Annotated in this window: 17 protein-coding genes and 1 riboswitch; of the genes, 8 read left to right on the plus strand and 9 right to left on the minus strand. The window is 57.1% G+C overall.

Features of this window, described 5'->3' with window-relative positions; translation table 11 throughout:
- Nucleotides 1-162 precede the first annotated feature (162 nt).
- Complete coding sequence (metB, locus tag RVY89_RS19820; protein ID WP_484826227.1) at nucleotides 163-1,323, plus strand: cystathionine gamma-synthase; 1,161 nt, start codon at nucleotides 163-165, stop codon at nucleotides 1,321-1,323.
- Between the two features lie 2 nt (nucleotides 1,324-1,325).
- A complete protein-coding gene (locus tag RVY89_RS19825; RefSeq protein ID WP_033146932.1) occupies nucleotides 1,326-3,758 on the plus strand; it encodes a bifunctional aspartate kinase/homoserine dehydrogenase II in 2,433 nt (810 codons plus the stop codon).
- Between the two features lie 55 nt (nucleotides 3,759-3,813).
- Here RVY89_RS19825 and argH read toward each other — a convergent pair whose 3' ends face one another.
- The 3 genes from argH to argC all read right to left on the minus strand — a co-directional run bounded on the left by argH (nucleotide 3,814) and on the right by argC (nucleotide 7,076).
- The gene (gene argH / locus RVY89_RS19830; protein ID WP_484826228.1) at nucleotides 3,814-5,187 is read right to left on the minus strand and encodes an argininosuccinate lyase; all 1,374 of its coding nucleotides are present in this window, start codon (nucleotides 5,185-5,187) and stop codon (nucleotides 3,814-3,816) included.
- Nucleotides 5,188-5,288: 101 nt separating this feature from the next.
- The gene (argB, locus tag RVY89_RS19835; RefSeq protein WP_090420882.1) at nucleotides 5,289-6,065 is read right to left on the minus strand and encodes an acetylglutamate kinase; all 777 of its coding nucleotides are present in this window, start codon (nucleotides 6,063-6,065) and stop codon (nucleotides 5,289-5,291) included.
- A gap of 6 nt (nucleotides 6,066-6,071) precedes the next feature.
- Nucleotides 6,072-7,076, minus strand: coding sequence for an N-acetyl-gamma-glutamyl-phosphate reductase (gene argC, locus RVY89_RS19840; RefSeq protein ID WP_484826229.1), 1,005 nt, complete (start codon nucleotides 7,074-7,076; stop codon nucleotides 6,072-6,074).
- An 88-nt stretch (nucleotides 7,077-7,164) separates the two neighbouring features.
- Here argC and argE point away from each other — a divergent pair, with 88 nt between their 5' ends.
- The 3 genes from argE (at nucleotide 7,165) to katG (ending at nucleotide 11,824) form a co-directional block, all read left to right on the plus strand.
- Entirely contained in the window at nucleotides 7,165-8,316 is a 1,152-nt protein-coding gene (gene argE, locus RVY89_RS19845) for an acetylornithine deacetylase (RefSeq protein ID WP_484826230.1), read from the plus strand.
- Nucleotides 8,317-8,543: 227 nt separating this feature from the next.
- Complete coding sequence (gene metF / locus RVY89_RS19850; RefSeq protein ID WP_010436968.1) at nucleotides 8,544-9,434, plus strand: methylenetetrahydrofolate reductase; 891 nt, start codon at nucleotides 8,544-8,546, stop codon at nucleotides 9,432-9,434.
- Nucleotides 9,435-9,643: 209 nt separating this feature from the next.
- Nucleotides 9,644-11,824 carry a catalase/peroxidase HPI gene (gene katG, locus RVY89_RS19855; protein WP_484826231.1) on the plus strand — a complete coding sequence of 727 codons (2,181 nt, stop codon included), beginning with the start codon at nucleotides 9,644-9,646 and terminating at the stop codon, nucleotides 11,822-11,824.
- Nucleotides 11,825-11,907: 83 nt separating this feature from the next.
- On the opposite strand, the gene gldA is transcribed toward katG, so the two are convergent.
- The 4 genes from gldA to ppc form a co-directional block, all read right to left on the minus strand.
- Complete coding sequence (gene gldA, locus RVY89_RS19860; RefSeq protein ID WP_024909184.1) at nucleotides 11,908-13,011, minus strand: bifunctional L-1,2-propanediol dehydrogenase/glycerol dehydrogenase; 1,104 nt, start codon at nucleotides 13,009-13,011, stop codon at nucleotides 11,908-11,910.
- A gap of 12 nt (nucleotides 13,012-13,023) precedes the next feature.
- Nucleotides 13,024-13,686, minus strand: a complete 663-nt coding sequence (gene fsa, locus RVY89_RS19865; protein WP_484826232.1) for a fructose-6-phosphate aldolase — start codon at nucleotides 13,684-13,686, stop codon at nucleotides 13,024-13,026.
- A 128-nt stretch (nucleotides 13,687-13,814) separates the two neighbouring features.
- The gene (locus RVY89_RS19870) at nucleotides 13,815-14,579 is read right to left on the minus strand and encodes a helix-turn-helix transcriptional regulator (RefSeq protein ID WP_484826233.1); all 765 of its coding nucleotides are present in this window, start codon (nucleotides 14,577-14,579) and stop codon (nucleotides 13,815-13,817) included.
- A 94-nt stretch (nucleotides 14,580-14,673) separates the two neighbouring features.
- Nucleotides 14,674-17,325, minus strand: coding sequence for a phosphoenolpyruvate carboxylase (gene ppc, locus RVY89_RS19875; protein WP_047653049.1), 2,652 nt, complete (start codon nucleotides 17,323-17,325; stop codon nucleotides 14,674-14,676).
- A gap of 488 nt (nucleotides 17,326-17,813) precedes the next feature.
- Between ppc and oxyR the strand changes: the two genes are divergently transcribed.
- Nucleotides 17,814-18,740, plus strand: coding sequence for a DNA-binding transcriptional regulator OxyR (gene oxyR / locus RVY89_RS19880; RefSeq protein WP_484826234.1), 927 nt, complete (start codon nucleotides 17,814-17,816; stop codon nucleotides 18,738-18,740).
- Here the strand turns inward: oxyR and sthA are convergent.
- A complete protein-coding gene (sthA, locus tag RVY89_RS19885; protein WP_484826235.1) occupies nucleotides 18,714-20,114 on the minus strand; it encodes a Si-specific NAD(P)(+) transhydrogenase in 1,401 nt (466 codons plus the stop codon). The genes oxyR and sthA overlap by 27 nt on opposite strands.
- Nucleotides 20,115-20,310: 196 nt before the next feature.
- Between sthA and fabR the strand changes: the two genes are divergently transcribed.
- Both fabR and RVY89_RS19895 read left to right on the plus strand, forming a co-directional pair.
- Nucleotides 20,311-20,949 carry an HTH-type transcriptional repressor FabR gene (gene fabR, locus RVY89_RS19890; protein ID WP_008501784.1) on the plus strand — a complete coding sequence of 213 codons (639 nt, stop codon included), beginning with the start codon at nucleotides 20,311-20,313 and terminating at the stop codon, nucleotides 20,947-20,949.
- Between the two features lie 9 nt (nucleotides 20,950-20,958).
- The gene (locus RVY89_RS19895) at nucleotides 20,959-21,318 is read left to right on the plus strand and encodes a YijD family membrane protein (RefSeq protein ID WP_008501783.1); all 360 of its coding nucleotides are present in this window, start codon (nucleotides 20,959-20,961) and stop codon (nucleotides 21,316-21,318) included.
- A 90-nt stretch (nucleotides 21,319-21,408) separates the two neighbouring features.
- Here RVY89_RS19895 and trmA read toward each other — a convergent pair whose 3' ends face one another.
- Nucleotides 21,409-22,509 (minus strand): tRNA (uridine(54)-C5)-methyltransferase TrmA, encoded by a 1,101-nt coding sequence (gene trmA, locus RVY89_RS19900; protein ID WP_371899675.1) that lies wholly within the window; start codon nucleotides 22,507-22,509, stop codon nucleotides 21,409-21,411.
- Between the two features lie 104 nt (nucleotides 22,510-22,613).
- Nucleotides 22,614-22,789, plus strand: a riboswitch (cobalamin riboswitch).
- Nucleotides 22,790-22,795: the final 6 nt, after the last annotated feature.

The raw sequence follows: 22,795 nt of genomic DNA on the forward strand, positions 1-22,795 counted from the left end.
TGCCGCTGCAGCGTGCACTAAAGCATATAATTTTAACGGCTATTTGCGCATTGCTCAATCTATACGCAAAGAAGTTTAGATGTCCAGATGTATTGACGTCCATACTTTCAATGTTTACTCTGGTGCCTGACTTTTCACCTCATTCGCCAGGAAGCCCTCACCATGACGCGTAAACAGGCCACTATCGCAGTGCGTAGCGGATTAAATGATGACGAGCAGTACGGCTGCGTTGTCCCGCCCATTCATCTTTCCAGTACCTACAATTTCACCGGATTTAATGAACCCCGCGCGCATGATTACTCGCGCCGTGGCAACCCTACGCGTGACGTGACCCAGCGAGCGCTGGCCGAGCTGGAAGGTGGCGCAGGCGCCGTATTAACCAACACGGGGATGTCCGCCATTCACCTGGTGACCACCGTGTTCCTGAAGCCTGGTGACCTGCTGGTTGCGCCGCACGATTGCTACGGCGGCAGCTACCGCCTGTTTGATAGCCTGGCAAAACGCGGCTGCTATCGCGTACTGTTTGTCGATCAAAACGACGAACAGGCGTTGAAACAGGCCCTGGCAGAGAAACCGAAGCTGGTTCTGGTGGAAAGTCCAAGCAATCCATTGCTGCGCGTTGTCGATATTGCGAAAATTTGTCAGCTCGCAAGGGATGCGGGAGCGATAAGTGTAGTGGATAATACGTTCCTCAGTCCGGCCCTTCAGAACCCACTCGCACTGGGTGCCGATCTGGTATTGCATTCATGCACTAAATATCTGAACGGCCATTCTGATGTGGTGGCGGGCGTGGTGATTGCCAAAGATCCTGACGTTGTCACCGAACTGGCATGGTGGGCCAATAATATTGGCGTCACCGCGGGGGCCTTCGACAGCTATCTGCTGTTGCGCGGCATCCGCACGCTATCGCCGCGCATGGACGTGGCCCAGCGCAATGCCCAGGCGATTGTCGATTTCCTGCAAACCCAGCCGCTGGTGAAAAAGCTTTATCACCCGTCGCTGCCGGAAAATCAGGGGCACGAGATTGCCGCGCGTCAGCAGAAAGGCTTTGGCGCGATGTTAAGTTTTGAACTGGACGGTGACGAGCAAACGCTGCGTCGCTTCCTGGGCGGGCTGTCATTGTTTACGCTGGCGGAATCCTTAGGTGGGGTTGAAAGCTTGATCTCCCACGCCGCGACCATGACGCACGCAGGTATGGCACCGGAAGCACGTGCCGCCGCCGGAATTTCTGAGACGCTGCTGCGTATCTCAACCGGCATTGAAGATTCTGAAGATTTAATTGCCGATCTGGAAAATGCCTTCCGGATCGCAGCCAAGGGGTAATCATGAGTGTGATAGCGCAGGCAGGGGCGAAGGGTCGTCAGCTGCACAAGTTTGGTGGTAGTAGTCTTGCTGATGTGAAATGTTACCTGCGTGTCGCAGGGATCATGACGGAATATTCACAGCCGGGTGACATGATGGTTGTCTCGGCGGCGGGCAGCACCACCAACCAGTTGATTAGCTGGCTGAAACTGAGCCAGACCGATCGCCTCTCTGCGCATCAGGTGCAACAGTCCTTACGCCGTTACCAGAGCGAGCTGATTGCCGGCCTGCTGCCTGCGGACGTAGCGGACGGGCTGATTAGCGCCTTCACGCATGACCTTGAGCGTCTGGCCGCCCTGCTGGATAGCGGGATTACCGACGCGGTGTATGCCGAAGTGGTTGGCCACGGTGAAGTGTGGTCCGCGCGCCTGATGGCTGCGGTTCTGCAACACCTGGGCGTGGAAGCGGCCTGGCTCGATGCGCGTGATTTCCTGCGCGCCGAACGCGCCGCGCAGCCGCAGGTGGATGAAGGCCTGTCCTACCCGCTGCTGCAACAGCTGCTGGTGCAGCATCCGGGCAAGCGCATTGTGGTGACCGGCTTTATCAGCCGCAGCAACGCGGGTGAAACCGTGCTGCTGGGCCGTAACGGTTCGGACTACTCGGCAACGCAAATCGGTGCCCTGGCGGGCGTATCCCGCGTCACCATCTGGAGCGACGTGGCCGGTGTTTACAGCGCGGACCCGCGTAAAGTGAAGGATGCCTGTCTGCTGCCGCTGCTGCGTCTCGACGAAGCCAGCGAGCTGGCGCGTCTGGCCGCGCCGGTACTTCATGCGCGCACGCTGCAGCCGGTTTCCGGCAGCGATATCGATCTCCAGCTGCGCTGCAGCTATACCCCGGATCAAGGCTCCACTCGCATTGAGCGCGTGCTGGCGTCCGGTACCGGGGCGCGTATTGTCACCAGCCACGACGACATCTGCCTGATTGAGTTCCAGGTGCCTGCGGGACAGGACTTCAAGCTGGCGCATAAAGATATCGACACGATCCTGAAACGCGCCCAGGTGCGTCCGCTGGCCGTTGGCGTGCATAACGATCGTCAGCTGCTGCAGTTCTGCTATACCGCTGAAGTGGCGGACAGCGCGCTGAAAATTCTGGATGAAGCAGGCCTGCCGGGCGAGCTTCGCCTGCGTCAGGGGCTGGCGCTGGTGGCGATGGTGGGCGCGGGCGTCACCCGAAACCCGCTGCACTGCCATCGCTTCTGGCAGCAGCTGAAAGGCCAGCCGGTGGAGTTCACCTGGCAGTCGGAAGAGGGTATCAGCCTGGTCGCCGTCCTGCGCAAAGGGCCAACCGAGAGCCTGATTCAGGGTCTGCATACCTCCCTGTTCCGCGCGGAAAAACGCATCGGCCTGGTGCTGTTCGGGAAAGGCAACATCGGTTCCCGCTGGCTGGAGCTGTTTGCCCGCGAACAGGTGACGCTCTCGGCGCGTACCGGGTTTGAATTCATTCTCGCAGGCGTGGTGGACAGCCGCCGCAGCCTGCTGAACTACGAAGGGCTGGACGCCAGCCGCGCGCTTGCCTTCTTTAATGATGAAGCCGTCGAGCAGGATGAAGAGTCGCTGTTCCTGTGGATGCGTGCGCACCCGTATGACGATCTGGTGGTGCTGGACGTTACCGCCAGCGAACAGCTTGCCGATCAGTACCTTGATTTCGCCAGCCACGGCTTCCACGTCATTAGCGCCAACAAGCTGGCGGGAGCAAGCAGCACCGACAAATATCGTCAAATCCACGACGCGTTCGAAAAAACGGGGCGCCATTGGCTCTATAACGCCACCGTGGGGGCAGGCCTGCCGGTAAACCACACCGTGCGCGACCTGATTGAAAGCGGCGACAGCATTCTGGCGCTGAGCGGTATCTTCTCCGGTACGCTCTCCTGGCTGTTCCTGCAGTTTGACGGCACCGTACCGTTCACCGATCTGGTGGATCAGGCGTGGCAGCAGGGCTTAACCGAGCCCGACCCGCGCGTTGACCTCTCCGGTAAAGACGTGATGCGCAAGCTGGTGATCCTGGCGCGTGAAGCCGGTTACGACATTGAACCGGATTCCGTACGCGTCGAATCGCTGGTGCCTGCCGGCTGTGAAGAAGGTTCTGTGGACCATTTCTTTGAAAATGGTGAAGAGCTGAACGAGCAGATGGTACAGCGTCTGGAGGCGGCGAACGAGATGGGGCTGGTACTGCGCTATGTGGCGCGTTTCGAGGCTAACGGAAAAGCGCGAGTCGGCGTCGAGGCGGTGCGTCCTGAACATCCGCTGGCGGCACTGCTGCCGTGTGATAACGTCTTCGCCATCGAAAGCCGCTGGTATCGCGATAACCCGCTGGTGATCCGCGGTCCGGGTGCGGGCCGCGATGTCACCGCTGGAGCAATTCAGTCCGACATCAACCGTCTGGCTAAGCTGCTGTAACCTCTCACACTAACCCTCTCCCTGCACAGTGGGAGAGGGCACCAGTCAGGACAGATTAAACCAGCCGGTTTTTCGCATCCGCAATCGCCTGCGCCACCTGCTTCGGCGACACGCCGCCTTTCGCGGCACGTTTATCCAGGCAGGACTGTAGCGCAAGAATCGGATACACATCATCCCCGATAACCGCGCTAAACTTCTGCAGGTCGGCCAGCGCCAGGTCTTCCAGCGGTTTACCCTGACGAATAGCTTCCACCACCGCTTCACCCACAATGTGGTGCGCTTCGCGGAAAGGTACGCCTTTCGCCACCAGATAATCCGCCAGTTCGGTAGAGTTCGCATAGCCCTGCTGCGCCGCTTCCTGGCAGCGCGGACGTTTTACCTGAATGCCGTCCAGCACCAGCGCGCCCATATGCAGACAGTCCAGCCAGGTGTCGAGCGCGTCGAACAGTCCTTCTTTGTCTTCCTGCATGTCTTTGTTATACGCCAGCGGCAGCCCTTTCAGGGTCATCATCATGCCGGTCAGCGCGCCCTGCACGCGGCCACATTTGCCGCGGATCAGCTCCAGCGCGTCCGGGTTTTTCTTCTGCGGCATCAGGGATGAGCCTGAGGTCACGCGGTCGGACAGCTCGACGAAGCCCGCTTCGCCAGAGTTAAAGAAGATCAGGTCTTCCGCAAACCGCGACAGGTGCACCATCCCGATAGAGGCATTGGAGAGCAGCTCCAGCACGTGGTCGCGGTCGGACACGCTGTCCAGGCTGTTACGGGTGGCGGAGGCAAAGCCCAGCCAGCCTGCCAGCTGTTCACGGTCGATTTCGTAAGCGGTACCCGCCAGCGCGCCGCTGCCCAGCGGGCTGACGTCCAGACGCTTCAGGGTATCCTGCAGACGGCTTTCGTCACGCGCCAGCATCTCTACGTAGGCCAGACACCAGTGCGCGAAGGTCACCGGCTGGGCGCGCTGCAGGTGGGTATAACCCGGCATCACCGCGTCCTGGTTGTTCTGCGCGGCCTCCACCAGCGCGGTCTGCAACTGACGGTTGGCCGCCAGCAGTTCGCCGACGGTATCTTTACACCACAGCTTCAAGTCGGTGGCGACCTGGTCGTTACGGCTGCGCCCGGTATGCAGCTTTTTACCCAACTGGCCGACTTTGTCGATAAGTTTGCCTTCCACCCAGCTGTGAATATCTTCGGCATCGCTCTGTAGAATTTGCTGCGGATCCAGACGCACTTCTTCCAGCAGATTGTTCAGCGCCTCTTCCAGCTGCAGCTGTTCCTCTGGGGTCAGTACGCCCACCGTCACCAGCGCTTTGGACCAGGCCACAGAGCCGACAATATCCTGTTCGGCCAGGCGGTAGTCGAAGCGCAAAGAGTCGTTGAACTGTTTGAACCGCTGATCCGCTGCCTGTGTAAAACGCCCACCCCAAAGTGCCATAACATCGTTCCTTTATTCGTTAGTTCCGCCGGGTGGCGCTTCGCTTACCCGGCCTGCAGTCTTGTAGGCCCGGCAAGCAGAGCGCCGCCGGGCAGTAAATCTTAAGCCAGAATACGCGTGCCAATCGGCGTGCCGTTAAACAGCGCCGGCAGTTGCTCCGCGTGACGCCAGGAGGCGATATCCACCGGGCGGCCCAGCGTGCGTGCGGCATCCAGCGCGGCGTTCACTTTGACGATCATGCCGTCGGTGATGATGCCCTGCGCAATCAGCTGCTCGGCTTTCTCAGCCGTCATTTCCGCAATGCGTTGGCCTTTGCCGTCCAGAATGCCGCTCACGTCGGAGAGCAGGATCAGGTCCGCGCCCAGCGTTGCCGCCAGCGCGGTTGCCGCCTGGTCAGCGTTAACGTTCATCAGCTCGCCCTCTTCGGTCACCCCGATAGAGCTCACCACCGGCAGGAAACCTCCTTCCAGCAGCGTGTTAATCAGCTTAGGCGAACCTGGCTGCGCCAGTCCAACGTGGCCGAGCTCTTCGTCGAGCTGGGTCACTTTTACGCTGTCGCCATCGCCCAGATAGAGGCCAACGGACGCAATGTGGTGTTTTTTCGCCCACGCCAGCAGCGTTTTGTTCGCCGTACCCGCAAGCGCGCCGGTAATGATGTCAATCTGGTCAGCAGGCGTCACGCGCAGGCCATTCTTCTTTTTCACCGGCAGGTTGAGCCCTTTCATCAGCTCATCCACCACGCAGCCACCGCCGTGCACAATCACCAGCGGACGTTGATGTGATTCGCGATAGTTCACCAGAGCGGTAAACAGACGCTCCAGCGCTTCTTCGCTGTCCAGCAGTACACCACCGAGTTTGATAATTAATGGGTTCATCATCACACCTTAAATAAGAGCCTGCGTTTCAGGGAAGCCGAAACGAATATTTGCACACTGCATTGCCTGTGCGGCAGCGCCTTTCAGTAAGTTATCTTCTGCGGCCACCACGATGAGATGCTCACCCTGAACGGCAAAACCGATGTCGCAGAACGGCAGACCAACCACGTTTTTCAGCGCCGGCACGCTTTTGTCGTACAGGCGCACCAGCGGTTTATCCGCATACGCCTGGGTGAAGACCTCTTTCACCTGCTCTTTGGTCACGCCCGGTTTCAGGCGGCAGGTAATGGTTTCGAGGATCCCACGCGGGAAGCTGCCCAGGTGCGGGGTGAAAATCACCTCGGCGCCCAGATGCGTTGTGATTTCAGGGTGATGACGGTGATTAAACACGCCATACGGCTGAAGGCTCACTTCGCAGAAGCTGTTGGAGATAGCGGCCTTGCGACCTGCACCGCTCACGCCGCTGGTGGCGTTGATCACCGGCCACTGGCTCAGATCCAGCAGGCCTGCGTCGATCAGCGGCTTCAGGGAAAGCTGCGCCGCCGTCGGGTAGCAGCCCGGAACGGCAATCAGGTCCGCTTCTTTTAGTTTGTCTGCGCTCCACTCCGCCAGGCCGTACACTGCTTTTTCCAGCAGATCCGGATGCTGATGGGTGAAACCGTAATATTTTTCGTAAAACGCACCGTCGTTCACGCGGAACGCGCCGGAAAGGTCGAAGACCACGCAGCCAGCCGCCAGGAACTGCGGCGCCAGGTCGTGGCTAACCTCGTGCGCGGTGGCTAAAAACACCACGTCGACGCCGTCGGTAAACTCGCTGATGTCAGACATGGGCTGCAGCGGCAGATCAACCATGCCCTTAAGCTGCGGATGCAAATCGGAAATTAACTTTCCTGCATCATTGCTTTGCGCTGACACGGTCAAAGCGGTTATGGTCATATGTGGATGGCGATTCACGTAGCTTACAAGCTCTGCGCCCGCATAACCGCTAGCGCCTACAATCAGCGTATTCAACATCGGGTTCCTTTATGCTCAACGTTAGTGTATTTTTATTCACATTTATTGCATGAATATTGATACTATCACGACCTAAGGTGTGTCAACAATGAAAATGAACTTACCGCCATTTATCGAGATCTACCGCGCCCTGATTGCCACACCGTCCATCAGCGCAACGGAAGAAGCGCTGGATCAGAGCAATGAGTCTTTAATCAATATGCTGGCGGGCTGGTTCAGCGATCTTGGGTTCAACGTTGAGGTTCAGCCTGTTCCCGGAACCCGCCACAAATTTAACCTGCTCGCCAGCACCGGAAGCGGTGCGGGCGGCCTGCTGCTGGCCGGTCATACTGACACCGTGCCGTTTGACGATGGCCGCTGGACGCGCGATCCGTTCACCCTGACCGAGCACGACAACAAGCTCTACGGTCTGGGCACCGCCGACATGAAAGGCTTCTTCGCCTTTATCCTCGACGCGCTGCGTGACGTGGACGTGACGAAACTGAAAAAACCGCTCTATATTCTGGCGACCGCCGATGAAGAGACCAGCATGGCGGGCGCGCGCTACTTCTCTGAAAATACGTCGATTCGCCCGGATTGCGCGATCATCGGCGAGCCGACGTCTCTACAGCCGATTCGCGCGCACAAAGGCCATATCTCTACCGCCGTGCGCGTGCTGGGGCAGTCCGGCCACTCCAGCGATCCCGCGCGCGGGGTGAACGCCATTGAGCTGATGCATGACGCCATCGGCCGCATCATGACCTTGCGCGACGATCTGAAAGAGCGCTATCACTACGACGCGTTCACCGTGCCGTATCCAACGCTAAACCTCGGCAGCCTGCACGGCGGTGATGCCTCGAACCGCATCTGCGCCTGCTGCGAACTGCATATGGACATCCGCCCGCTGCCGGGCATGACCCTCAGCGATCTCGACGGCCTGCTGAATGAAGCTCTGGCCCCGGTGAGCGAGCGCTGGCCGGGCCGCCTGACGGTCTCCGAACTGCATCCGCCCATCCCGGGTTACGAATGCCCGCCGGACCATCAGCTGGTTGAAGTGGTGGAAAAGCTGCTGGGTGAGAAAACCGACGTGGTGAACTACTGCACCGAAGCGCCGTTTATTCAGACCCTGTGTCCGACGCTGGTCCTTGGCCCTGGCTCCATCAACCAGGCGCACCAGCCGGATGAATATCTGGAAACCCGATTCATCAAGCCAACCCGCGAATTGATTACCCAGGTTGTGCATCACTTCTGCTGGCATTAAACCCGCACCGAACACCCCTTTACCCAAAGGGGTGTTCGGTCCTGGGGAGGGGATGTCTCACTCCCCATCATGAACTTTCTTCATCTTTCCTGAGCAAACCTCACCGTTATTGTTGATTATTTATGTTGACGTCCCTCCGCTTTTCCGTCATTTTTACATCTGGACGTCTAAACGTATAGAAGTTCACAACACAATAGATAACGACATGCGATTGATAGAGGTAAGGTATGAGCTTTTTTCACGCCAACCAGCGGGAAGCACTGAATCAGAGCCTGGCCGAAGTAAACGGCCAGATTAACGTCTCTTTTGAATTTTTCCCGCCGCGCACCAGTGAAATGGAGCAAACCCTGTGGAGCTCTATCGATCGTCTCAGCAGCCTGAAACCGAAGTTCGTCTCCGTGACTTACGGTGCTAACTCGGGCGAGCGTGACCGTACGCACAGCATCATTAAAGGCATTAAAGATCGTACCGGTCTGGAAGCTGCGCCGCATCTTACCTGTATCGACGCGACCCGCGACGAGTTGCGGGCTATCGCCCAGGATTACTGGAATAACGGCATCCGTCATATCGTCGCACTGCGCGGTGACCTGCCGCCGGGCAGCGGTAAGCCGGACATGTATGCCGCCGATCTGGTCGCGCTGCTGAAAGACGTGGCGGATTTTGATATCTCCGTTGCTGCTTATCCAGAGGTGCATCCGGAAGCGAAAAGCGCCCAGGCGGATCTGCTTAACCTCAAGCGTAAAGTGGACGCCGGCGCGAACCGCGCCATTACCCAGTTCTTCTTTGATGTGGAAAGCTATCTGCGCTTTCGTGACCGCTGCGTCTCCGCGGGCATCGACGTTGAAATTATCCCGGGTATTCTGCCGGTCTCTAACTTCAAACAGGCGAAGAAATTTGCCGATATGACCAATGTGCGTATTCCTCTGTGGATGTCTAAAATGTACGAGGGGCTGGACGATGACCCGGAAACACGCAAGCTGGTGGGCGCAAATATCGCGATGGACATGGTGAAGATCTTAAGTCGTGAAGGGGTGAAGGATTTCCACTTCTACACGCTGAACCGTGCTGAGATGAGTTACGCCATATGCCATACGCTCGGCGTTAGACCAGGCGTGTAACAAAAAAGAGCCCTCTTCGGAGGGTTTTTTGATTTATAAGGGTTTTATTTTCCTGCCATATCAGCAATGCTGCCTTTGACGTATAAAACTCATGTATTTTCCATGGGAAATTAAACGGATTTAACTATCGAATCTGTGGGTTATCTCAACTATACCTTATCAACAAGGGCGTATATCGTAACGGTAACACTGTAAAAGGGAGCATAGCGATGAGCACGTCAGACGAGACCAATAAAGCGGCATCAGTCGGCAAATGCCCGTTCCATCAGGGCGGCGTCGATCACAGCGCGGGCGCAGGTACAGGCAGCCGCGACTGGTGGCCAAAACAACTCCGCATCGATCTTCTTAACCAACATTCCAATCGTTCGAACCCACTGGGTGAAGACTTTGACTACCGCAAAGAATTTAGCAAGCTTGATTACTCCGCGCTGAAAGGCGATCTCAAAGCACTTTTAACCGACTCCCAACCGTGGTGGCCTGCCGACTGGGGCAGCTATGCGGGCCTGTTTATCCGAATGGCCTGGCACGGCGCGGGTACCTATCGCTCCGTTGACGGACGCGGTGGGGCTGGACGCGGTCAACAGCGCTTTGCGCCGCTGAACTCCTGGCCGGATAACGTGAGCCTGGATAAGGCGCGCCGACTGCTGTGGCCCATCAAGCAAAAATACGGACAAAAAATTTCCTGGGCCGATCTGTTTATCCTTGCGGGTAACGTGGCGCTGGAGAACTCCGGCTTCCGTACCTTTGGTTTTGGCGCCGGGCGTGAAGACGTCTGGGAACCAGATCTGGACGTGAACTGGGGTGATGAAAAAGCCTGGCTGACCCACCGTGACCCGGAGGCGCTGGCGAAGCGTCCGCTGGCCGCCACCGAAATGGGCCTGATCTACGTCAACCCGGAAGGGCCAAACGCCAGCGGTGAACCTCTTTCTGCTGCGGCGGCAATTCGCGCGACCTTCGGCAACATGGGCATGAACGACGAAGAGACCGTTGCGCTGATCGCGGGCGGCCACACGCTCGGCAAAACCCACGGCGCAGGTGAAGCCACGCACGTCGGCACCGACCCGGAAGCCTCTCCGATTGAAGCGCAGGGCCTGGGCTGGGCGAGCACGCTCGGCACGGGCGTGGGCGCTGATGCCATTACCTCCGGTCTGGAAGTCATCTGGTCGCAAACCCCGACCCAGTGGAGCAACTACTTCTTCGAGAACCTGTTCAAATACGAATGGGTGCAGACCCGCAGCCCTGCGGGTGCGATTCAGTTTGAAGCCGTGGATGCGCCGGAAATCATGCCCGATCCGTTCGACCCGTCGAAAAAACGCAAACCTACCATGCTGGTCACCGACCTGACGCTGCGTTTTGACCCGGAATTCGAGAAAATTTCCCGCCGCTTCCTGAACGATCCGCAGGCCTTCAACGAGGCCTTCGCGCGCGCGTGGTACAAGCTCACCCACCGCGATATGGGGCCAAAAGCGCGGTACATCGGCCCTGAAGTGCCGAAAGAAGATCTGATCTGGCAGGACCCGCTGCCGCAGGCGGTGTTTAATCCGTCGAAAGAAGACATTGAAAGCCTGAAGGCGGAGATTGCTGCATCTGGCCTCACCGTGAGCGAACTGGTTTCCGTTGCCTGGGCGTCGGCTTCAACCTTCCGCGGTGGCGATAAGCGCGGCGGCGCCAACGGCGCGCGTCTGGCGCTGGCGCCTCAGCGTGACTGGGATGTGAACGCCGCTGCGGTTCGCGCGTTACCGGCTCTGGAAGCTATCCAGCGCACCACCAACAAAGCCTCTCTGGCCGATATCATCGTGCTGGCGGGTGTCGTGGGCGTTGAGCAGGCGGCGAAAGCGGCAGGCGTTTACGTTAACGTTCCGTTTACGCCTGGGCGTGTGGATGCGCGTCAGGATCAGACGGATATCGAGATGTTTAATCTGCTCGAACCGATTGCCGATGGCTTCCGCAACTACCGTGCGCAGGTGGATGTGTCCACCACGGAGTCACTGCTGGTTGATAAAGCCCAGCAGCTGACGCTGACCGCGCCGGAGCTGACGGTGCTGATTGGTGGCCTGCGCGTGCTGGGTGCAAACTTTGATGGCAGTAAGAACGGCGTGTTCACCAACCGCGAAGGCGTGCTGAGCAATGATTTCTTCGTGAATCTGCTGGATATGAACACTCAGTGGAAGGCAACCGACGAATCTAATGAGCTGTTTGCCGGAAGCGATCGTGCCAGCGGTGAAGTGAAATATACCGCCACCCGCGCCGATCTGGTCTTCGGTTCTAACGCCGTGCTGCGCGCGCTGGCAGAGGTTTATGCCAGCGATGATGCGCATGAGAAGTTTGTCCGCGACTTCGTTGCCGCATGGGCGAAGGTGATGGATCTGGACCGGTTTGACCTGCAGTAACCGTTGTGCCGGGTGGCGCTAACGCTTACCCGGCCTACGGGCAAAAAAATCCCCGCTTATGCGGGGATTTTTATTCACGCAATTTATTCCCACTCCTGCAGGAATCGCTGTCCATACTGGTCGGCCACCAGCAGCGCCGCATAGACCTGATCGGGCGTGACGCCGCCGGGCATGTTGTGGATGGTTTCTCCTTCCGCACAGGACGCTTCGGCGATCAGACGCATTTTCGCCGGGATATCCTCTTTTATGTTCAGCTGTGCCAGCGTGATCGGCAGCCCAACGCTGTGGCAAAGCGCGGCGACGGTCTCTATTTCTTCAACCGGCGCGTTTTCCAGCACCAGCTGCGTCAGCGTGCCAAACGCCACTTTTTCACCGTGATAGAAGTGATGCGCATCCGGTACCGCCGTCATGCCGTTATGAATAGCGTGTGCCGCCGCCAGACCACCGCTTTCAAAGCCTACGCCGCTGAGATAGGTATTGGCTTCGATAATGCGTTCCAGCGCCGGGGTAACCACATGCTGTTCCGCGGCCAGCATGGCTTTTTCACCCTCTTCAACCAGCGTGTTGTAGCACAGCTCGGCCAGCGCGAGTGCAGCCTGCGTACATTTGCCGCCCGCCATGGTGGTCGCGCCGCTGCGCGAGCAGGCGCGTGCTTCAAACCACGTCGCCAGCGCATCGCCAATCCCGGCAGCCAGCAGGCGTGCCGGTGCACCCGCTACCACTTTGGTATCGACGATAACCATGTTCGGGTTGTGCGGCAGCATCAGGTAGCGATCGAACTCACCGCTGTCGGTATAAATGACGGAAAGGGCGCTGCACGGCGCATCGGTGGAGGCAATGGTTGGGGCTATAGCGACGGGAACGTCCATAAAATGGGCCAGCGCTTTGGCGGTATCCAGCGTTTTACCGCCGCCAATGCCCAGCACCGCCATACAGTCGGCGCTGTCGGCCAGTTTTTTCAGTCTATCGATTTCATTTTGTGAACATTCGCCACCAAACGGCGCGATTTCGGCATGCAGTTCGGCTTTTTTAAAACTCTGACGCAGGGTCTCTTCGGCAAAACCCAGCACAAATTTATCGCCAACAACCAGCCAGCGATTGGCCAGGGGTTTCAGATAGTCGCCGAGACGGGTAAGCACATCAGCGCCCTGGATATATTTTCCCGGCGATTGAATGATACGGTCCATAACAGTTCTCCCTTAGAGGTTGAGGTTACCAAACGCGTTTTTCCAGTCCTGCTCGAACTTCTCTATGGCTGACTCTACCGCTGGCGTGCCGAGCATTTGTTGCGCTACGTCTAAGGGAAGCGTGATTGCCTCGCATCCCGCCAACAGGCAGTCCAGCGCCTGACGCGGCGTTTTGAAGCTGGCGGCCAGCACCCTGCTTTCCGGCGCGTGCAGCTCCAGAAGGGACTGCAGTTCCTGGACCATGCGAATGCCGTCCCCGCCCTGAGCGTCAACGCGGTTTACATACGGCGCGACATATTTCGCCCCTGCGAGTGCGGCGAGCAAGCCCTGCGCCGCGCTGTAAACGGCGGTTCCCAGCGTGGTTATGCCCTCTTTTTTCAATGCCTTAATCGCGATGAGCCCCTGAGCCGTCACCGGGATTTTCACCACAATGTCCGGGATGGCGTTACTCAGACGTTTGGCTTCCGCCACCATGCCTTCGGCATCGCGGCTCATGGTTTGAGCAAACAGCGTGCCTTCCGGTCCGATGGCTTTTTGCAGACGCGGCAGCACGTCCCAGATGGATTCACGGCTGGCGGCGATGATGCTCGGGTTGGTGGTGACGCCCGCAATAGGAAAGATGCGGGCCAGACGTTCAACTTCCGCCACGTTGGCGGTATCCAGGTACAGTTCCATTATTTTTCCTTAAGTCAGAAAGGTTGAATCAAGGATAAGGCGCGGGCAGGCAGGGCGGATACAGGCCAATTTTGCCAAATACTGGATAAATGTAATGTCCTTAGCGAAGTGCGAGAGCGATCACAATGCTATTTTTTAGCGATCAGCTCGCTGTGATACTGGCGACGATATTCGGAGGGGGAACGTTCGGTGTGCTTGCGAAAGAGACGGCAGAAGTAATTGCTGTCTGTAAACCCACAGGTTGCGGCGATATCTTTGATTTTAAGATCGTAGCCTTTCAGCAGCTGGCGGGCGTGTTCGAGTCGCGTTCGCGTCAGATATTCGTTGAACCCCACGTTGCCTGTCTTCTGAAAGAGGTGGGAAAGGTAGTTTGGCGAGATGTAGAACGCCTGCGCCACAGATTCACGGGTTAACGCCGAAGCATGATGTTCTTCGATGAAGCGGCGAATGGCCTCAAACAGCGCGCGGCTGCGGCTGGCGGTGTGGATATCGCTGCCAAGTAGATCCCTGCAGTGGCTGAGCAAGCTTAATACCACCAGTATCGCGGTGTTTTGCTCATCCGGCTGCATCTGTAATTCGGTTAGCGTCTGCAGAAGAAAAGCACCCGTTCGTGGACCGCGGCGGGCAACCTGGAGCTGCTGCAAAAGCGTATTGTCATGCTGTAACTCGATTGTCAGCAGCTGCTTACCGAAATGTATGCTCAGGGCGTTTGGCGATGGATGCGTTAAGTGTCCAAAGGATGAAAATATCGCCTCACAGGGGTTATCAAGGGTAATGACGAGGCAGGGAGATGTTCGGGGATGCTGTTCAGCCATAGCTGAGAAATGAATCTGACCCAGCGGTAACGTGCGGTTTACCAGGTCTGCCAAAATTCGGATGATGTCGGAATGCATGAGAAGACTACCGAAATGTGCCGGGTGGCGCTAACGCTTACCCGGGCTACTTAACGTAGGCCCGGGAAAGCGCGGCGCCGTCAGGCATATAGTATTAGCCGGTGTTACGCATACCCGCCGCAACGCCTGCAATCGTTACCATCAACGCCTGTTCAACCCGCGGATCCGGCTCTTTACCTTCTTCTTCCGCCAGACGCGAACGGTGCAGCAGCTCTGCCTGCAGGACGTTCAGCGGGTCGGTGTAGATGTTACGCAGCTGAATAGACTCGGCAATCCACGGCAGGTCCGCCATCAGATGTGAGTCGTTGGCGATGTCCAGTACCACTTTGATGTCGCCTTCCAGCAGTTCGCGCAGCTCTTTACCCAGCGCCCACAGCTCTGGTTTCACCAGACGCTGGTCGTAGTATTCCGCCAGCCACAGGTCAGCTTTCGAGAAGACCATCTCCAGCATGCCCAGACGGGTAGAGAAGAACGGCCAGTCGCGGCACATGGTTTCCAGTTCGCTCTGTTTGCCGTCTTCCACCACTTTTTGCAGCGCGGCACCGGCACCCAGCCAGGCGGGCAGCATCAAACGGTTCTGAGTCCAGGCGAAGATCCACGGAATCGCGCGCAGAGACTCTACGCCACCGGTTGGGCGACGCTTCGCAGGTCGTGATCCCAGCGGCAGTTTACCCAGCTCCTGCTCAGGCGTGGCCGAGCGGAAGTAAGGGACGAAGTCTTTGTTTTCACGCACGTAGCCGCGGTACAGATCGCAGGAGATATCAGACAATTCGTCCATGATATGGCACCAGGATGCTTTCGGCTCCGGCGGTGGCAGCAGGTTTGCTTCCAGGATCGCGCTGGTATAGAGCGACAGGCTGCTGATGGTCACTTCCGGCAGGCCGTACTTGAAGCGGATCATCTCGCCCTGCTCGGTGACGCGCAGGCCGCCTTTAAGGCTTCCCGGCGGCTGTGACAGCAGCGCTGCGTGAGCGGGTGCGCCGCCACGGCCAATCGAGCCACCGCGTCCGTGGAACAGGGTAAGCTCAATACCGGCTTTCTCACAGGTTTTGATCAGTGCGTCCTGCGCCTGATACTGCGCCCAGGACGCCGCCATCACGCCCGCATCTTTCGCGGAGTCGGAATAGCCAATCATCACCATCTGCTTGCCCTGAATAAAGCCGCGGTACCAGTCGATATTCAGCAGCTGGGTCATGACGTCGTTGGCGTTGTTCAGGTCGTCGAGGGTCTCAAACAGCGGGGCGACCGGCAGAGCGTAGTCGATTCCCGCTTCTTTTAGCAGAAGGTGAACGCCCAGTACGTCGGACGGGGTCTTCGCCATAGAGATCACATAGGCGGCGACCGATCCTTTCGGTGCGTCCACGATCGCTTTACAGGTGTTGAGCACTTCGCGGGTTTCGTTGCTTGGCTCCCAGTTGCGTGGCAGCAGAGGGCGCTTTGAGTTCAGCTCGCGGATCAGGAAGGCCTGTTTGTCGGCTTCGGACCAGCTTTCATAATCGCCTATGCCGAGATAGCGGGTCAGCTCGCCCAGGGCTTCGGTATGACGGGTACTTTCCTGACGTACGTCGATACGCACCAGCGGCACGCCGAAACACTTCACGCGACGCAGGGTGTCGAGCAGTTCGCCGTTGGCGATGATGCCCATCCCGCAGGCCTGGAGTGATTTATAACAGGCGTACAGCGGCTCCCAGAGCTGTTCGTTCTGGCTGAGCAGGCCTTCTGGTTTTGGCAGGCGCTGGCCTTTCAGGCGCGCTTCCAGCCAGGCCTGAGTGGCCATCAGCTGACCACGCAGTTTTTTCATCAGGAAACGGTACGGCTCGCTGGCGCCTTCTTCACCGGCCAGCGCGCGCAGTTCAGGCGTCGCTTCAACCATCGACAGCTCGGAGATCAGCACCTGAATGTCTTTCAGGAACAGGTCGGTCGCTTTCCAGCGGCTCAGCAGCAGGACGTGACGGGTAATTTCCGCGGTCACGTTCGGGTTGCCGTCGCGGTCGCCGCCCATCCAGGAGGTGAAACGAACCGGAACAAAGTCGACCGGCAGACGGTAGCCAAGGTTCTCTTCCAGCTGTTCGTTCAGCTCGCGCAGGTAGTTCGGCACCCCTTCCCACAGGCTGTTTTCCACCACCGCAAAGCCCCATTTGGCTTCGTCGACCGGGCTTGGACGATGCTTACGAATTTCATCGGTGTGCCAGGACTGGGCAATCAGCTGGCGCAGACGGCGCATCAGCTGGTTGCGTTCGTAGTCGGCAATGTCTTTGTTATCTAACTGCTTCAGACAGTTGTTCACTTCCACCATTTTGTGGATCAGGGTGCGACGGGTAATTTCGGTGGGGTGTGCGGTCAGCACCAGCTCCAGCGAAAGCGACTCCACCGCTTTTTTGATGGTGGCTTCGTTGAGGTCCGGCTGGTCTTTCAGTTTACGAAGGGTGCGGGCAATGACTTCCGGGTTGCTGGCCGCTTCGCCATTTGGCGAAATGCTGTGGTATTGCTCTGCGGTATTTGCCAGGTTCAGGAACTGACTGAATGCGCGTGCAACGGGCAGCAGCTCATCGTTAGAGAGGTTCTGCAAGGTGGTGAGCAGCTCCTGACGACTAGCCTCGTTTCCGGCACGAGAAGATTTAGACAGCTTGCGGATGGTTTCAACGCGGTCGAGGATATTCTCCCCCAACGCATCTTTGATGGTATCTCCAAGCACTTTGCCGAGCATACTGACATTACTACGCAACGCGGAATATTGTTCGTTCATAAAAACCCAGTCACCCCATCATTTTTGTTTATGCCCAGGCGAAAATTTTCTGGACATTATTTTGTCATCTCCCTTTATAAAGCCACGTAAAACCCCCGTCGTCAATTGCTGCGAAAACGGTTCAGCAAACGAATAAATGAGGGCAATTTACGAAATTTAATTCGCATTGCGCCAGATAAGAGATGCTTATGAAAATCTTCAGGGGAAAGGGATTAATCACTAAAAATGGCAACTGCGATTGCCATTTTGCTTTTATCTCCGGTTTTTTACGCAAAAAAAAAAGCGGACCATGGGGTCCGCAAAAGTTCACGTTGGCTTTAGTTGTTCGAGTTTTGAGAGAAACTCGTTGACGGTGCGGGGACGTCAAGGGTCAAACACGTGCCGCCTCGTCTATGTGGTGTATTATTCAACAGAATGCTTGATAGGGATAATCGTTCGTTGCTATGCTATCTATCGCCATGAACTATCGTGGCGACGGAGGATGAATAATGAATATTCGTGATCTTGAATACCTGGTAGCGTTAGCCGAGCATCGTCACTTTCGCCGCGCGGCAGATTCCTGCCACGTCAGCCAGCCCACGCTGAGCGGCCAGATCCGCAAGCTGGAAGACGAGCTGGGCGTGATGCTGCTGGAGCGCACCAGCCGTAAGGTTCTGTTCACACAGGCAGGTCTTCTGCTGGTGGATCAGGCGCGCACCGTGCTGCGCGAGGTCAAAGTGCTCAAGGAAATGGCAAGCCAGCAGGGGGAGGCCATGTCCGGCCCGCTGCATATTGGCCTGATCCCAACCGTTGGCCCGTACCTGTTGCCGCACATCATTCCGATGCTGCACCAGACGTTCCCGAAACTCGAAATGTACCTGCATGAAGCGCAAACCCATCAGCTGCTGGCGCAGCTGGACAGCGGCAAGCTCGACTGCGCCATTCTGGCACTGGTAAAAGAGAGTGAAGCTTTTATTGAAGTGCCGCTGTTCGATGAGCCAATGATGCTGGCGATCTACGAAGATCACCCGTGGGCGAACCGCGATCGCGTGCCGATGGCCGATCTGGCCGGTGAAAAGCTGCTGATGCTGGAAGATGGCCACTGCCTGCGCGATCAGGCGATGGGCTTCTGCTTTGAAGCGGGTGCGGATGAGGATACCCATTTCCGCGCAACCAGCCTGGAAACGCTGCGTAATATGGTGGCGGCGGGAAGCGGTATTACGCTGCTGCCTGCGCTGGCGGTGCCGCACGAGCGTAAACGTGATGGCGTGGTCTATTTGCCGTGCATCAAGCCAGAGCCGCGTCGCACTATCGGCCTGGTTTATCGCCCGGGTTCACCGCTGCGCAGCCGCTATGAGCAGCTGGCAGAGGCCATCCGTGGTTCGATGGATGGCCATTTCGACAGCGCGTTAAAACAGGCGGTTCAGGCCGTTTAGTGCCGCTACCCGGTAGGCTTCCGCCATGGTCGGGTAGTTAAAGGTGGTGTTAACGAAGTACTCAATGGTGTTACCACCGCCTTTCTGCTCCATTATCGCCTGGCCGATATGAATGATTTCCGCCGCGCGTTCACCAAAGCAGTGAATACCGAGGATCTCTTTCGTCTCGCGATGGAACAGGATTTTCAGCGTTCCCACGCTCATCCCCACGATTTGCGCCCGCGCCAGATGTTTAAACTGCGCACGACCCACCTCGTAAGGCACCTTCATTGACGTCAGCTGCTGCTCGGTTTTGCCGACTGAACTGATTTCCGGGATGGTATAGATGCCGGTCGGAATATCTTCGATCAGGTGCGCCGTCGCTTCGCCTTTTACCAGCGCCTGTGCGGCTATGCGTCCCTGGTCGTAAGCGGCTGAGGCCAGGCTTGGGTAGCCAATCACGTCGCCGACCGCGTAAACGTGCGGCAGGGCGGTCTGATACATGCTGTTGACCTTCAGCTGACCGCGGCTGTCGGTTTCAAGCCCGATATTTCCCAGTTGCAGGGAATCGGTGTTGCCGGTACGGCCGTTGGCGTAGAGCAGGCAGTCTGCTTTCAGCTTCTTGCCGGACTTCAGGTGCATGATCACCCCGTCGTCACAGCCTTCGATTTTCTCGTACTCTTCGTTGTGGCGAATCACCACGCCGCTATTCCAGAAGTGGTAGGAGAGGGAGTCCGACATCTCCTGATCGAGGAACGCCAGCAGGCGGTCGCGGGTGTTGATCAGGTCAACTTTGACGTCCATTCCGCGGAAGATTGACGCATATTCGCAACCAATGACCCCTGCACCATAGATAATGACGTGGCGGGGTTCATGGTGCAGGCTCAGAATCGAGTCGCTGTCGTAGACGCGCGGGTGCGAGAAGTCCACGTCTGCCGGATGGTACGGACGTGAGCCGCAGGCGATCACAAATTTTTCAGCCGTGATGGTTTCAACCGAGCCGTCGTGGCATTCGAGTGCAAGTGTGTGTTCATCTACAAAATGCGCGTTGCCCTGCAAAATTTCACAGTGGTTACGCTCATAAAATCCCTGACGCATGCGTGTCTGCTGGTTAATAACGGTATCCGCGTGATTCAGGATGTCAGCAAAGGATGAACGAAGAAGTCGGGAGTGGTCGCTGTAAAGAGGGTTTTGATTAAATTCGATAATGCGGCTAACGGCGTGGCGGAGGGCTTTCGAAGGGATGGTGCCCCAGTGGGTGCAACCGCCGCCGACATTATGGTAGCGCTCGATGACCGCTACTCTGGCTCCCTGTTTCACCAGACCCATAGCAGCACCTTCGCCGCCGGGGCCGGAACCAATAACTATTGCGTCGTAATCGTAGGAATGTGGCATGGCAAGGCTTACCTGTTCTTATACATAAAAGCAACAGAATCATAACATCATTGCTAGGGTAACCCAATTATCGTTGTGCTTTTTTCCGGCAGTGGAGCACAAACCGCACGTAAACAATCATTCACAAAGCCAGGCAAACAGATTAATTTTATTCTCTGGTATAGTGCCATCAGGCCTTTGGAAGGATTCAACTATCGTGATGGGCGTAAGAGCACAACAAAAAGAGAAAACCCGGCGTTCGCTGGTGGAAGCCGCATTCAGTCAACTGAGTGCTGAGCGGAGTTTTGCCAGTTTGAGCCTGCGCGAAGTCGCACGCGAGGCCGGGATTGCGCCAACGTCCTTCTATCGTCATTTCCGTGATGTGGATGAACTGGGCCTGACTATGGTGGACGAGAGCGGTCTGATGCTGCGTCAGCTGATGCGCCAGGCGCGTCAGCGTATCGCCAAAGGGGGCAGCGTGATCCGCACTTCCGTGTCGACATTTATGGAGTTTATCGGCAATAACCCTAACGCGTTTCGTCTGCTTCTGCGCGAACGTTCGGGCACATCGGCAGCGTTCCGTGCCGCCGTCGCGCGTGAAATTCAGCACTTCATCGCGGAACTTGCCGACTATCTTGAACTCGAAAACCATATGCCGCGTGCCTTTACTGAAGCACAGGCTGAGGCGATGGTGACGATAGTGTTCAGCGCGGGTGCCGAAGCGCTGGATGTCAGCATTGAACAACGCAAGCAGCTTGAAGAGCGACTGGTATTGCAGCTCAGGATGATCTCCAAAGGCGCGTACTACTGGTATCGCCGTGAACAAGAGAAACTGGCACATCAAACCGAAGAGTGAAGGTGAGTAATGAAACAGTCAGGTCAGGATAAAGGGACGCTGTTGCTGGCATTGATCGCTGGCTTATCCATTAATGGTACGTTCGCCGCTATTTTTAGCTCCATCGTGCCGTTTTCGATTTTCCCGCTTATTGCGCTGGTGCTGACGGTTTACTGCCTGCATCAACGCTACCTGAACCGCACCATGCCGGTGGGGTTACCGGGGCTGGCCGCTGCCTGCTTTATTCTGGGCGTATTGCTGTATAGCACGGTGGTTCGCGCGGAATATCCGGATATCGGCTCTAACTTCTTCCCTGCGGTACTGTCTGTGGCGCTGGTGTTCTGGATTGGCTCGCGCATGCGTAGCCGTAAAAGCCAGTTACCGGAGTAAAGAGTTTTGTCATTGTAGGCCGGATAAGCGAAGCGCCATCCGGCTTTTTTTGGCAGGTGGCGCTTCGCTTACCTGCCCTACAAGGCCACATTACTTCGCCGTGAGCAGTACGCCGCACTCCATATGGTGCGTATACGGGAACTGATCGAACAGCGCCAGACGTTCAACCTTGTGCGTTTGGCCTAATGTTTCAAGGTTCTTGCACAGCGTCTCCGGGTTACAGGAGATGTATAAAATGCGCGGGTACGCCTGCACCATCTTCTCGGTTTCGCTGTCCAGGCCACTGCGCGGCGGGTCGACAAAAATTGTCTCGCACTGGTAGCTCTTGAGATCGATCCCTTCCAGGCGGTTAAACTGGCGTACGCCGTTCATGGCCTGCGTGAACTCTTCTGCGGCCATACGAATGATCTGCACGTTGTCGATATGGTTAGCGGCAATATTGTACTGCGCGGCGGCAACCGACGGTTTGGCGATTTCCGTTGCCAGAACGCGGTCGAAGTTACGCGCCAGCGCCAGCGAGAAGTTGCCGTTACCACAGTAGAGCTCGAGCAGATCGCCCGTTGATCCTTCCGTTGCGTTCAGCGCCCACTCCAGCATCTGCACGTTCATCGCGGCATTCGGCTGGGTGAAGCTGTTTTCGACCTGACGATAAACCATCTCTTTGCCCGCTACCGGCAGACGCTCGTCGATGTAGTCCTGATCCAGCATGATTTTGGTTTTTGTCGCGCGGCCAATCAGATGAACGTTGATGTTCTGCGCGCGCAGCGCATCGCGCAGCGCTTCTGCCTGCTCGCGCCACTCGTCATTGAGCGCTTTGTGGTACAGCAGAGAGACAATCGCCTGATTGCTTTGCGTGGTCAGGTAGTCAACCTGGAACAGCTTGTTACGCAGCACCGGATTGTTGCGCACGCCGTCCATTATCAGCGTCATTAACTGGTTAATGAGTTCGCTCGCCGCCGGAAAGCTGTCCACGCGAATACGGGACTTCGTCTGCTGATCGAAAATGATGTGGTACAGGTCGTCGCCGTCGTGCCAGATGCGGAACTCGGCGCGCATGCGGTAGTGACTGACAGGAGAGCGGAACACCTCGGGAACGGGCGCGTTGAAAGGCGTCATCATACTTTGCAGGCGGACGACTTTCTCTGCCAGCTGCGCGTCGTACTGTTCTGTCGGGAGGTGTTCTGGGGTCATGATGCGTCCTGAGTGATAAAGAATTACGCGGGGATTGTAGGCATTGTTCAGGGGATGTCCAGATTTAATGGGCAATAGCTGTCTGGACATCCATACGTGTCTAATTGTAGCATTCTGTTTCCGGTCTCCTGAGAGTGAAAAGGGAATCCAGTGTAAATCTGGAGCTGACGCGCAGCGGTAAAGACTGGCGGGATGAGCGTTGTAGACACTGTGAAAATGGGAAGTCTTCATCCTTATATAGCCACCTAGCCCGAAGACCTGCCGGGATCACGTCGCATTTGGTTTC

Source organism: Enterobacter sp. 3U4 (assembly GCF_057224565.1).